At 67.4% G+C, this 11,696-nt stretch carries 11 protein-coding genes; 10 read left to right on the forward strand and 1 reads right to left on the reverse strand.

The window, feature by feature from the left end; translation table 11 throughout:
• Window positions 1–235 precede the first annotated feature (235 nt).
• Window positions 236–436 carry a hypothetical protein gene (locus V9K99_RS07480; RefSeq protein ID WP_337323131.1) on the forward strand — a complete coding sequence of 67 codons (201 nt, stop codon included), beginning with the start codon at window positions 236–238 and terminating at the stop codon, window positions 434–436.
• A gap of 509 nt (window positions 437–945) precedes the next feature.
• Here V9K99_RS07480 and V9K99_RS07485 read toward each other — a convergent pair.
• On the reverse strand, window positions 946–1,371 hold the full coding sequence (locus V9K99_RS07485; RefSeq protein ID WP_337323130.1) for a hypothetical protein: 426 nt from the start codon (window positions 1,369–1,371) through the stop codon (window positions 946–948).
• A 1,096-nt stretch (window positions 1,372–2,467) separates the two neighbouring features.
• Between V9K99_RS07485 and V9K99_RS07490 the strand changes: the two genes are divergently transcribed.
• From V9K99_RS07490 to V9K99_RS07530, 9 genes are all read left to right on the forward strand, one after another.
• Entirely contained in the window at window positions 2,468–2,899 is a 432-nt protein-coding gene (locus V9K99_RS07490) for a hypothetical protein (RefSeq protein ID WP_337323129.1), read from the forward strand.
• Between the two features lie 177 nt (window positions 2,900–3,076).
• Window positions 3,077–3,430, forward strand: a complete 354-nt coding sequence (locus V9K99_RS07495) for a hypothetical protein (protein WP_337323128.1) — start codon at window positions 3,077–3,079, stop codon at window positions 3,428–3,430.
• Window positions 3,430–3,582 carry a hypothetical protein gene (locus V9K99_RS07500; RefSeq protein ID WP_337323127.1) on the forward strand — a complete coding sequence of 51 codons (153 nt, stop codon included), beginning with the start codon at window positions 3,430–3,432 and terminating at the stop codon, window positions 3,580–3,582. The genes V9K99_RS07495 and V9K99_RS07500 overlap by 1 nt, the downstream gene beginning before the upstream one ends.
• Window positions 3,583–3,733: 151 nt before the next feature.
• Window positions 3,734–3,940 carry a hypothetical protein gene (locus tag V9K99_RS07505; RefSeq protein ID WP_337323126.1) on the forward strand — a complete coding sequence of 69 codons (207 nt, stop codon included), beginning with the start codon at window positions 3,734–3,736 and terminating at the stop codon, window positions 3,938–3,940.
• Between the two features lie 209 nt (window positions 3,941–4,149).
• Window positions 4,150–5,166 (forward strand): expansin EXLX1 family cellulose-binding protein, encoded by a 1,017-nt coding sequence (locus V9K99_RS07510; RefSeq protein ID WP_337323125.1) that lies wholly within the window; start codon window positions 4,150–4,152, stop codon window positions 5,164–5,166.
• 128 nt (window positions 5,167–5,294) lie between these two features.
• Window positions 5,295–5,825: a SigE family RNA polymerase sigma factor gene (locus V9K99_RS07515; protein ID WP_337323124.1), complete on the forward strand. Its 531-nt coding sequence runs from the start codon at window positions 5,295–5,297 to the stop codon at window positions 5,823–5,825.
• The gene (locus tag V9K99_RS07520) at window positions 5,822–6,595 is read left to right on the forward strand and encodes a hypothetical protein (RefSeq protein ID WP_337323123.1); all 774 of its coding nucleotides are present in this window, start codon (window positions 5,822–5,824) and stop codon (window positions 6,593–6,595) included. The genes V9K99_RS07515 and V9K99_RS07520 overlap by 4 nt, the downstream gene beginning before the upstream one ends.
• A gap of 372 nt (window positions 6,596–6,967) precedes the next feature.
• The gene (locus V9K99_RS07525) at window positions 6,968–9,595 is read left to right on the forward strand and encodes an RICIN domain-containing protein (RefSeq protein WP_337323122.1); all 2,628 of its coding nucleotides are present in this window, start codon (window positions 6,968–6,970) and stop codon (window positions 9,593–9,595) included.
• Between the two features lie 1,102 nt (window positions 9,596–10,697).
• Window positions 10,698–11,684, forward strand: a complete 987-nt coding sequence (locus tag V9K99_RS07530) for an ABC transporter substrate-binding protein (protein ID WP_337323121.1) — start codon at window positions 10,698–10,700, stop codon at window positions 11,682–11,684.
• The last annotated feature ends 12 nt before the right edge of the window (window positions 11,685–11,696 follow it).

Raw genomic sequence — 11,696 nt, forward strand, 5'->3', positions numbered from 1 at the left:
GCTCCAACACCTGAGCCAGCTCCGATTCTCTGGTGGACGGCGCACTACTCCACGCCCGAGAGCTGACTCGGCGCGCGGGCGCGCAGAGCCTGTCGGCAGGTAGTGTCCAGGCATGTCACAGTCCACGCCGGGTAATCCAGGGGCCAACGACCCACGTCGGGGGAACGTCCCTCTGCACCAACACCCGTTCCCCCACCAGGCACCCGGCGACCGGTCCTCACGAAAGCGGCTCAGCATGACCGGCCTCATCCTCGGAGGTGTGCTGCTCGCCTTGGCCGTCCTCATCCTGGTCATGCTGGCGGGGCTCTTCCTCCTCGGCGGAGGAGGCGACACCGAGAGGTTCTCCGTGGTCGCTCGAGGGTTCGTCACGACGAGCGCCACGGTCGGCGCAGTCGGACTCGTCAGCCTTGTGTTCGGGCTCATCACGAGGAAATGAGCCCGAACACCCCCAAGGCGACGGTTTCCGCCTCGGAGATCACAGTGCCCCGCGGGCGTCAGCTGCCCGGATTGACAAGTTCAGTGAAGGTAGCCATCCCACTTCACCTCGTAGCGGGAGCCGCCCGGCAGGGCGTGCGGCCCGGGAATCTCGTCAGCCGAGCGGGCCAGAGCAACCTCGACCGGCCCGGCCAGATCTGGCGGGACGCGTACGGACGGCTCAGTGCGCCGCCGGGCCGTGCCATCACCGCTCCCCAGACGAGAGTGTCCGAACCTCGGCCACACGACGATCACCACTCGATCCACAGCCAGTCGCGGATCGCGGTGAAGGCAATAACGATGGACTGGCAACGAGCGCATATTCGAAGTCTGCGCTATTCGCCGGCTACACCTTGAGCGAAGGCTGCGGGGCCAGTCCTCACCGACATCGGACCGCTGACCCACCCGACCGTCACCCGAGCCCCAGCCGGGAGCTCCTACCCTCCTGCCTGTCGGTTGGGCTGCTGGATTTCAGGCAGGGGTGATTGTCGGGCTGAGGAGGAGTAGGCCTTTGGGGAGGGTGTCGGCCCAGGCAGCCAGTTCGGGGGTGACTTGGACGGGTTCGGCTGTGGCGAAGGGTTGGCCTTGGGCGTCGGAGTTACCGGTGCCGAAGACCTCCAAGCGCCACTCCTGGAAATCGGCATGGAGGACGTCGCGGACCTCGTCCAGTTGGGCGCGGGTGAAGCGGCTTCGGACTACGCAGAGCTGATTCGGGAGGCTCGGGGACAGCCTGCGGGCGACCGCTTCGACGTCGGTGGCGGCTACGACGAGGACTTCCTGGTCTTCCGAGGGACGGAAGATCGCCCGATGGACCATCGCCCCAGACGATTCCAGGTCGCGGATGTCCAGGTCCAGATCCGAGACCGCGCTATGTGGCCAGCCCTCGTACCAGACCACATTCTGTGGCCAGCCCCCGGGAGGTGGCGGGCATGGTGGGTGGGTCCTGTCCGCACGTAGCCGTGGAGGAGGGCCTTCCGGAGTCTGTGTCTCGACCTCGATGCTCTCGTCACCCAGCCGTACCTGCTCACCGGGGGCGGGGGCATCCACCTCCCGACCACCGTGATGTGACCCGGGACCTGATTCGGGCCGAACTCGGAGGGGACGGCGGCTGCGTCGGCACCGATCAGGCGGATCGACAGATCCGACTTCCAGCCGGGCGGTTTGATCGTCAGATCGTGGACGCGTTGCAGGTCGAGCCAGTCGCCGTCCGGGCCGGAGACGAAACGGCCGGAGGTGCGGACTCTGTCGCCCGGCTGGAAAACCAAGTCTCTGGCCGCCATGCATCCATGATGACCAGAAATCACTGAGAAGTTGATCATGTGCCCGAGTCACGCCTCGGATGCCGGTCGCACCTGCCGATGCGCGCCGTTGACACGGGGGGAGGTGGTCCGGTTTGCCTGTGCAGGTCGCCCAGATCAATGGGCACCGCGTAGTCGATCTGCCGCGGGTCGCTGTTGTATCAGATGCATCAATGTTGCTTCGACCCGATCACCGCAGGTCAGACACGATCGACGGTCAAACGACGCTCTCGGCGCCCCCTCCGTGACCAGCGCGAACGGCGATCCGGACGAGTCGGGCAGTGTTGCATCAAATGCAATTCATCCTTGTTTGAACGGGACATCAGCTGCCCCTTCGCACTTGGCGCAATGCCACTCGCCGGTCACAGCCACCAGCATGCGCTCGCCCATCAGCTGCTGTCGCCCACCTCAGTCCGGATCTCAGGGGTATCGTCAAGAGATGCTGTGGCTGTGCGTCAGCCTGGGGGTGGTCGGTCTCGTGGTTGCCGGGCGAATCGCGTGGCGCCACCACCTGCGCAAGCGCGCGGCGGCCGAGGAGCTAGAGTCGGTGCGGACGGCGATAGCGGAAGACCTCGCCCTCCTCGAAGCCGAATACCGACGACTACCCGCCGCGCCTGGCATGGACGACTACTACCTGGCCGGCAAGGCCTACGAGTCCGCCCACAACCTCTTGTTGGATGCTCCGGCCTCGGCCAGTGCGATCTGCCGGGCGCTTGCCGACGGTCAGTACGCCGTACTGCGGTACACCTCGTCGCTCGCCGGTCGGCCACCACCCCGAGCGTCGGCTGCCGTGCTTCTTCAATCCGCAACACGGACCGTCCGACGCCGACGTGCTGTGGACCGAACCCGGCCGCGGCACCCGCGAGCTACCGGCCTGTGCCGACGACATCGCTCGTATCAACGCCGGCGACGAGCCGCTGATCCGGCACGTGAATCTCAGCGGGCACCGAGTCCCCTACTGGGCCGCGGGTTCCACGTTCGCCCCCTACGGACTCGGCTACTTCAGCCGCGCGCAGTCGACACAGTTCCTGCTGACGAACTTCGGCGGCCAGGACGGCCTCGTATACGGCGACCAACGCTTCCGGCGCACCGGCCGGTCGCCGTACCCGCTGGAACCGCCGCACTGAATACAAAGGTGCCGACCCACGCGGCCCGATGACTCGCGGGCGCGCATGAGAGCGCGCCGTCTGGGTTTGGATGACTGGCTTGGGTTGTGGCCGATGCTGCAGTGGTTTGGGACTGAGCTCGCCGCGGACAAGGTCAGTCTGCGGTCTCATAGTCCATGGGAACATACTTTCGATTGTGTGCCATCCTGGACTCATGGTGGACGGTTCAATGTGCGCAGCGGTGACGGCGACGAGGACTGGTTGGTCTGGGACAACGCCGCGAACGGCAACCGCGGATCTGGCCTGTCCGAGCAGGCCGCGAATCGGCTCGCGGCGGACCTCGAGTTGCAGTACGACGTGTACGGGCCGCGGTCACCCGACCAGGTGCGGCGCGTCGACCCACCCAAGCCGGTGGAGAAGGCCTGGCAACCGGCGGGCTTCCTGGACGCCTGGATCTTCGAACAGGGAACCTGGATCGGGCGCGTCCGGGGACCGGGGGACACGTTCACGTGGATCCCGCAGGTTGAGCTGCGGCAGGCGGAGCAGTTCTGATGGCCGCCAGCAGAGGACCGGTCATCCGTCTGCATGGTCCCGGTGACGAACATGACAGGTGGGTCTACTTCGAGGAGGACTTCCTCGACTGCATCCGGGCCGCGCAGCTCGTCGACGGTGTGGCACGGTCCGTGAAGTTGCTCGGGCGCTGATACGGCTTGGGCGCTTCGAGAGAAGAGCCGGGGACCAGCGGCTGGTCAGCAACGAAACTGATCAGGAGCGTGGTATGCCCTTCAAACCAGAGAGGATCGCGAAACGGGATGGGCAGACGACCAGACCTGGACAGCCTTGATGTAAGCGCGCTTGCGAAGGAACTGGCCGCTGCAAGCGGCAACAATTGCTTTAGGCAAGCTACCGGACGACGTCGGCGAACAAGTCGAGACGCTCATGGGCCTCCCCTACCTACACATCGATCCGACCGATGAAGCCCACGTCGTCGCCATCGTACGGGAGCGCGGCTACCAGGTCCGGCGAGACGACGCACTCATCGCCCGCCTCCGCCCGTCGTAACCAGAATCCCCGGGCATCCGGTGCGGATCAGCGAGTCGCTTGGTGCCGCGGATCCGGGTGACGACCGACCGGGTGACGATCGCGGCGGTGTGGCGTTCCTCGCTGCTCCGCCCATGTCGGTTGCGATGTCGGGCAACGGACGGCAACCTTTTCGGCTCCGGCGGCAACTGCGCTGTGGAACGTCGACTCGATCTACCGAACGGATGGACATGAGGACAACGATGCACGGCGCGGCGCAGCCGCTGCGCAAGCACCTGCGGGCCATCGGCATTCCGCTGGCTCTGCTGGCCGTCGGCGTTGTGGTCTGCCTGGCGGCCGCGCTCCTCATCGGGGACAGCGCTGATACCCGGCGTACCGCCGACGAGTCCGTTACGACTGCCCCGGCGACCGTCCCGGCCGATTCCGGCTCACCGACCGTTGCGACCCACGCCACGATGGCACCGACGCGGCCGCCGGTCACGAGCCCGCCGCCATCGCCCCGCGGTACCCCGACGCCGTCGGCCGCCAGCAGGCCGCCCGTCGCTTCTCGCAGCCCGCGCACGCCTGCCAACAGCCCGCGCACGCCTTCCAGCACCCCGCGCCCGGAATCCGCGGGGTCCACAGGGTCTTTGGCTGGACGGATCAAGCCCGCCATCCGTTACCGGGGCGTCGCGACCGCGTACGAGGCGGGCGACGGGAATGGTGCCTGCCTCTACGGCCCGTCCGGCGACCTCATGATCGCGGCGATGAACCACACCGACTACGAGTCGGCCAAGGCATGCGGAGCGTACGTGCTGGTCCGCGCCGCGAACGGGGCCTCCATCACGGTGCGGATAGTCAACGAGTGCCCGTTGCCCTGCGCACCCGGGCAACTCGACCTCAGCCAACAGGCGTTCGCCAGACTCGCAAACCTCTCCGTCGGCCGGCTCCCGATCACCTGGACGCTGCTGAGCCCCGCCGCGTCCGGCCCTCTCTCGATCCGGTACAAGACCGGGTCCAGTCCGTACTGGTGCGGCGTCCAGGTGATCGGCCACCGCAACCCGGTGGCCGCGCTCGAGGTCCGGACCGCCGAAGGCTGGCGAAAGCTGCACCGCACGGACTACAACTACTTCCTCGCCACCGACGGCAATGGATGCGGCAGAGCGATCAGGGTCACCGACATCTACGGTGAGCGGCTGACCATCGACGGGATCGCCCTCAAACCGGACGTCGCGCAGCCGACCCGGGTCCAGTTCGCCCGGCATTGACCGTGCCGCCCGTCCATCGTCAGGACTCCCCTCCACGGACGATCGCCGTCCGGCAGCGGGTGAGGGGCACTGTTACGCTCGGGCCGATTGTTAACGCGCACATCGCAGGGAGAGGGCGACCGCGGGAGATGCTGGTCGACGACGCGTCCGCAGAGTTCCACGACTTCTTCGAACGCCACTACGCCGAACTGGCGCGTCTCGCCCACCTGCTGACCGGCGAGAAGGACGCGGCCGACGACCTCGCCGCGGATGCGCTGGTCGCCCTGTGGCAGCGCTGGGATCGGCTGCGGGCAGCGCAACATCCAGTCGCCTATGCCCGCGGCGTGGTGGCCAATCTGGCTCGGGAATGGATCCGGAGCAGGGTCCGCGAGCGACGGCGAGTAGCGCTGTTCTGGTCCCGCAGTACGGAGCTGGTGGACGGGCCGGATGTTGCGGTCGTGCTGGACGTCCGGGCCGCGCTCACCCGGCTGCCGTTCCGCAAGCGGGCGTGCGTGGTCCTGCGCCACGCCTTCGACCTGTCGGAGAAGGACACCGCCGCTGCGCTGGGCATCTCGGTCGGTACGGTGAAAAGCCAGACCTCGAAGGGGATGGCCGAGCTGGAACGGCTACTCGGCGCGGAAGCGGTCGGCGAACTGGCGGCAGGAAGGAGGAACCGGTGAACGACGAGATCAGCCGACGGCTGCGAGAGGCCGCCGAGGCTCACGAGCCCAACCGCGCAAGGATCCTGGCGCGCGTGGAGCGCGGCGCGGCCGACCCCAGTGTCCGGCACCGCACACCTTCGATCGCGAGGTCATGGCCCCGGGCGGCGATCGTCGGTCTCGTCGCCGCCGCCACCCTGGCGACCGGTGGTCTTGCCGTCGCTGTCGCCGCCATCGGCGGAGCTCCGTCGCCGCCGGCCACCGCACCCACTCCCACTGTCCCGTCACCGATCGTCACGTCCGCTCCGACGCCATCAGCCCGCACCACCACTACCGGTCCAGCCCCGGCCACCACCTCGGGCAGCGCGCGCCCAACTCCGCCGGCCGGCAGCCGGGTCAAGGACGGGCCGTTGTGGTCTGAAGGCTCGCTGGACGTGCACAGCACCATCTACTGGGCCCAGAACAACCTGACCCTCAAGACCACCAAGCCGCTCACCTCACTCACCGTAGACCTGCGCATTGCCCAGACCGGCGACGTGCGGAGCACCGGCAACTGGCAGACCCTGCCGAGCGACGACTTCACTGTCACCGTTCAGGAGTCCGGCGGTGCGTTGCTCTACCGCTGGGCCCTCAAGCCGGGCCGCACCGTGCCGGCCGGACAGCACGAGTTCGCCGCCCAGTACAACCACGCTACGGGCGTCCGCAAGGTCAAGCGCGACAGCTACCACGTCCACGCCCAGAGCTCAGGCGGTTCCGTCGCAGTCTGGGGAGGGTTCGCCCCGACCCGGTGAGGACGGTCCCGCACCGGCGGTACCGCGACCGAGCCGATGGATGACGAACTCGGCCGCCACATGAGAGCGCAGCACCTGCGGAGTCCAGGTCGGGTCGGGCCCGTCGTCGATGGTGATGTTCACGCCTCGGGCGCAGTAGACCGAGGCGTGGGCTATGTCCGCCGCCCCATCAAGACACACGAACGGCGCTGCACGACCTCTCGTCACCGATCACGGACAAACCTGCAGGGCGGCGGCGACATACGGATCTGAAAAGATCCCGGGCCGCGGCAACCCTTTGCAGTGCCTGTGACCACTAGGGGGCGGATCAGGCCACTCCGTTGCCTGGATCCGCCTTCCTCCGGTGAATGACATGCAAGGAGTACATCCCCTATGGACAACCCCACTCACCGCGCGCGCCGCGGGCGTTTCCGCGGCCGCTGGACCGCCACCGGTCTGCTGGTCGGCGTGCCCGCCATCGTCGTGCCGTGCCTCCTGTTCGCGCAGGAGGACTCGCAGGCCGCGACGGTCGACGGCAGTGCCTACTACCAGCTGGTTTCCGTGCGCAGTGGCAAGGTGCTCGACGTGAACGGCTTCTCCACCGCCGACGGCACCCGTATCCAGCAGTGGACCGACCAGCACACCGCCAACCAGCAGTGGAAGCTGAGGTCCACCGGGAACGGCTACTACGAGCTGGTGAACCGCAACAGCGGCAAAGTGCTTGGCATAGCGGGCAGTTCGACCGCCAACGCGGCGGCCGCCGAGCAGCAGACCGACAGCTCCTCCGCCTCCCAGGAGTGGAAAATCAGCGAGGTGAGCGGTTCCAACGCCGTCACCTTCACCTCCCGCAAGAGCGGCCAGCTCCTGGACGTCTCCGGAAACTCCACGGCCCAGGGCGCGGCAGTCGTCCAGTTTCCCGGTACGGGCGGCACCAACCAGCAATGGAAGCTGGTGAAGTTGGCCCAACCCCAGACGGCCGGGTCCGGACCGTACGCGTGGAAGAACGCCCAGGTGGTGGGCGGCGGTTACGTCACCGGTCTGGTGTTCAACCTGCGCGAGAAGGGCCTGCTATACGCGCGCACCGACATGGGCGGCGCCTACCGCTGGGACACCGCGGCCGAGCAGTGGATCCCACTGACCGACTGGGTCGGCGAGAAGGACTGGAACCTGCTGGGCATCGATTCGCTGGCCACCGACCCCGTAGACCCCAACCGGCTCTACCTGGCGGCGGGTACGTACACCAACGACTGGGCGGGCAACGGCGCGATCCTGCGCTCCACCGATCGCGGCCGCACCTTCCAGCGCACCAGCCTGCCCTTCAAGCTCGGCGGTAACGAGGACGGCCGCGGCGCGGGCGAGCGGCTCGTGATCGACCCCGCGCACCACGGCACCCTGCTCCTCGGCACCCGTAAGAACGGCCTGTGGCGCAGCACCGACTACGGCGTGACATGGGACCAGGTCTCCTCGCTCCCCGTCAAGGACGGGGCGAGCAGTGGCGGCGGCATCTCCTTCGTGACGTACGGCCCGGCCGGCAGCAACACCGTCTACGTCGGCGTCGGTGACAAGTCCACCTCTCTGTACCGCTCCACCGACGGCGGCAGCACCTGGCACGCCGTCTCCGGGCAGCCCACCGGCCAGCTGCCGCAGCACGGCGTGATCTCCGGCGAAGGCTCGCTGTACCTGACGTACACCAACGCCCTTGGACCCAACGGCGTGACGGGGGGCTCGGTGTGGAAGTACACGCCGGCCGGCGGCGCGTGGAAGGACGTCTCACCGTCCCAGGGCGGTTACGGGTTCTCCGGTCTGGCCGTCGACCCGCAGAAGCCGTCCACGGTGATGGTCACCACCCTCGACCGCTGGTATCCCGAGGACGAGGTCTACCGGACCACCGACGGCGGCTCGACCTGGAAGGCACTGGCCGACAAGTCGGTGCGCGACGCCTCCGGCGCCCCCTACGTCGGCACCGGCATCGGGCACTGGATGACCGCCCTGGCCATCGACCCCTTCAACTCCGGGCATGTGCTGTACGGGACCGGCAACGGCATCTGGCGCAGCACGGACGTCACCGCCAACGACAGCGGCGGCACCAGCCACTGGGCCTCGGGGGCCCGGGGTCTTGAGGAGACCGCGCTGTTGGACGCGATCGCCCCGCCCGGCGGCGCCACCCTCATCACCTCCATGGGCGACCAGGGCGGTTTCCGGTACGGCTCCTCCTTGGCCACAGTGCCGTCCGGGCGGCTCACGAACCCGCTGATGAGCAGCAGCACCGACATCGACTTCGCCCAGTCCAAGCCCTCGGTGATGGTCCGTGTCGGCCGTGGCGGCGCGCAGGACGGCGCCTACTCCACCGACGGCGGCAGCAGCTGGAACGGCTTCAAGGCAGAGCCGGTGGGCAGCTCCGAGAGCGGCCATGTCGCGCTCTCGGCTGACGGCTCTACCATCGTCTGGACGGAGGCCGGCCAGGCCCCGTACCGCTCGACCGACCTAGGGGCCGCCTGGTCGAAGGTCGGCGGCCTGGGCACCGACGCCGAGGTCGTCGCCGACCGCTCGTCGGCCAGGACCTTCTACTCGCTGTCCGGCGGCACGCTCTACGCGAGCACCGACAGCGGCGCGACCTTCACCGCCCGCGCAGGCAACCTGCCTGCCGGCCGGCTCACGGCCGTCCCCGGCATCGCAGGAGACCTGTGGATCTCCGGCGGCGACAAGGGGCTGCTGCACTCCACCGACGGGGGCCGCAGCTTCACCGCGCTCACCTCGGTGCAGTCCGCCTCCGCCCTCGGCTTCGGCAAGGCCGCGCCAGGCGCCAACTACCAGGCCCTGTACCTGATCGGCACCGTCAAGAACGTCACCGGAGTCTTCCGCACCACCGACAAGGGCGCCACCTGGGTCCGCATCAACGACGACGCCCACCAGTGGGGCAGCATCGGCGGAGTCGGCGTCGTCACCGGTGACCCCGACACCTACGGCCGCGTCTACATCGGCACCAACGGACGCGGTCTGCAGTACGGCGACCCGTCCTGACCCCACAACCCATCGAGCATGGGCGTGCCCAGTATCCCCAGCAGCCGCAGCCAAACGGGCAGCATCATCTCGGTCCCGTGGGCGGTGGCGATGTCGCCCAGGTCGATGACATCGGTGTGGCCGAACGACTCCAGCAGAGAGGTTCAGACGTCAACGCGCGCACCGTCGAGCACAAGCGAGCGAGTCGAGAACGAGATCGACAACCGCCCCCGCGACGTCCTCGGCGACCGCCCACCCGCCAAGCTGTTCACCGCGCTGCTAGCCTCAACGACGCATCGTGTGTTGCGACGTTGACCAGAACCCGCCTCCGCCAAGGTCAGGGAGTGGGAGAAACTTGGGAGCGATCCGCGCATGAGAACGGCTCTCAAACGGATCCAACTCGCATCCACGAGAATCGCGAGAATGCCTTGCAAGTAAGGGATTGAGCCTCGGAATGCGCTGGCCACCACGCGACTCTTGCTCATGGCACTGAGGCAGTCAGCCAGTAGCCGTAGATGCATCGGTAGTTGCAGTTCACCCCGATACACACGTCGGTCCTCGCGTCGGTGTCCCGGTTGAAGGGTCACCCCGCGTCTGCGGGGAAGCGCGTCCATAGCTGCCGTGAGCCCCGGGCCTCGGTATCACCCCGCGTCTGCGGGGTGATACCGAGGGCTGAGCGCCTAGATCGTCGGGATCTTCACGTGCGGCCCCGGATCTCATGACAACGTCGTCCTGCTGTCGGTGTGATCGGAGCGTAATCCGGCAGACCCTTGACGGACACGGTTGTTAGCGTTCACAGTCTTCCCCAGACCAGGGAGGGAATGCAGTGGAGTCGAGCAAGGAGCGCCACCCGCCAGCAATGGCGGACGTCTCCCGTCGGACGGTGGCCGACGGCCTTGGACACCCGGAGGGCTCCGGTCTGAAGGTTCGGATGGTCTTTGAGTACAGGCGAGGAGCCCTGGCGGCGATCGAGGTGATCGGCGCGGCTATGCGGGAACCAGTGGTGGTCGCGCCCCGGCTCATCACCCGCGCCCGTACCGCTCCAATCCACTGAAACGGGCAGTAATCCGGGAGCGGTGCTCCTCGGCAAAATTGTTAGCGCTAACATCAGAAGGGACGAACGATGCTGAAGAAGATCTCCGCGCTGCTCCTGGCCGGAGCCATCGCGTCGGTGATGGTCGCCTGCGGAAACTCCGCGGGCGCCGACAGCGGTAGCGGTGGCGGCGGTGACGACAAGATCACCATGGGGTTCTCCCAGGTCGGGGCGGAGAGCGCCTGGCGCACCGCCAACACCAAATCCGTCCAGGACTCGGCGAAGAGCGCGGGCTTCGAGCTGAAGTTCTCCGACGCACAGCAGAAGCAAGAGAACCAGATCAAGGCGATCCGCTCCTACATCCAGCAGAAGGTGGATGTCATCGCTTTCTCCCCGGTCGTCGAGTCGGGCTGGGACACCGTGCTCAAGGAGGCGCAGGCCGCCAAGATCCCGGTGATCCTCACCGACCGGGCCGTCGACTCCCAGGACACGAGCCTCTATAAGACGTTCCTCGGCTCCGATTTCGTCGAGGAGGGCAAGAAGGCCGGTACGTGGCTCGTCGAGGAGTACAAGGATTCCAAGGACCAGGTCAACATCGTCGAACTGCAGGGAACGACCGGCTCCGCGCCGGCCAACGATCGCAAGGCGGGCTTTGCCGAGGTCATCAAAGCCGACCCGAAGTTCAAGGTGATCGCCTCGCAGACCGGTGACTTCACTCGTGCCAAGGGCAAAGAGGTGATGGAAGCGTTCCTGAAGTCCAACCCCGACATCGACGTGCTGTACGCCCACAACGACGACATGGGATTGGGCGCCATCGAGGCGATCGAGGGAGCCGGCAAGGTCCCGGGCAAGGACATCAAGATCATCACGGTCGACGCGGTCAAGGACGGCGTCCAGGCATTGGCCGACGGCAAGATCAACTACATCGTCGAGTGCAGCCCGCTGCTCGGCCCCCAACTGGTGGATCTGGCCAAGAAGGTCGTCAAGGGCGAAGAGGTACCGGCCCGCGTGGTGACCGAGGAGACCACCTTCACGCAGGAACAGGCCAAGAAGGTCCTGTCCAGCCGCCAGTACTGATTAGCGGTCGGG

This window comes from Kribbella sp. CCNWLW201, assembly GCF_037203805.1.
Lineage (GTDB): Bacteria > Actinomycetota > Actinomycetes > Propionibacteriales > Kribbellaceae > Kribbella.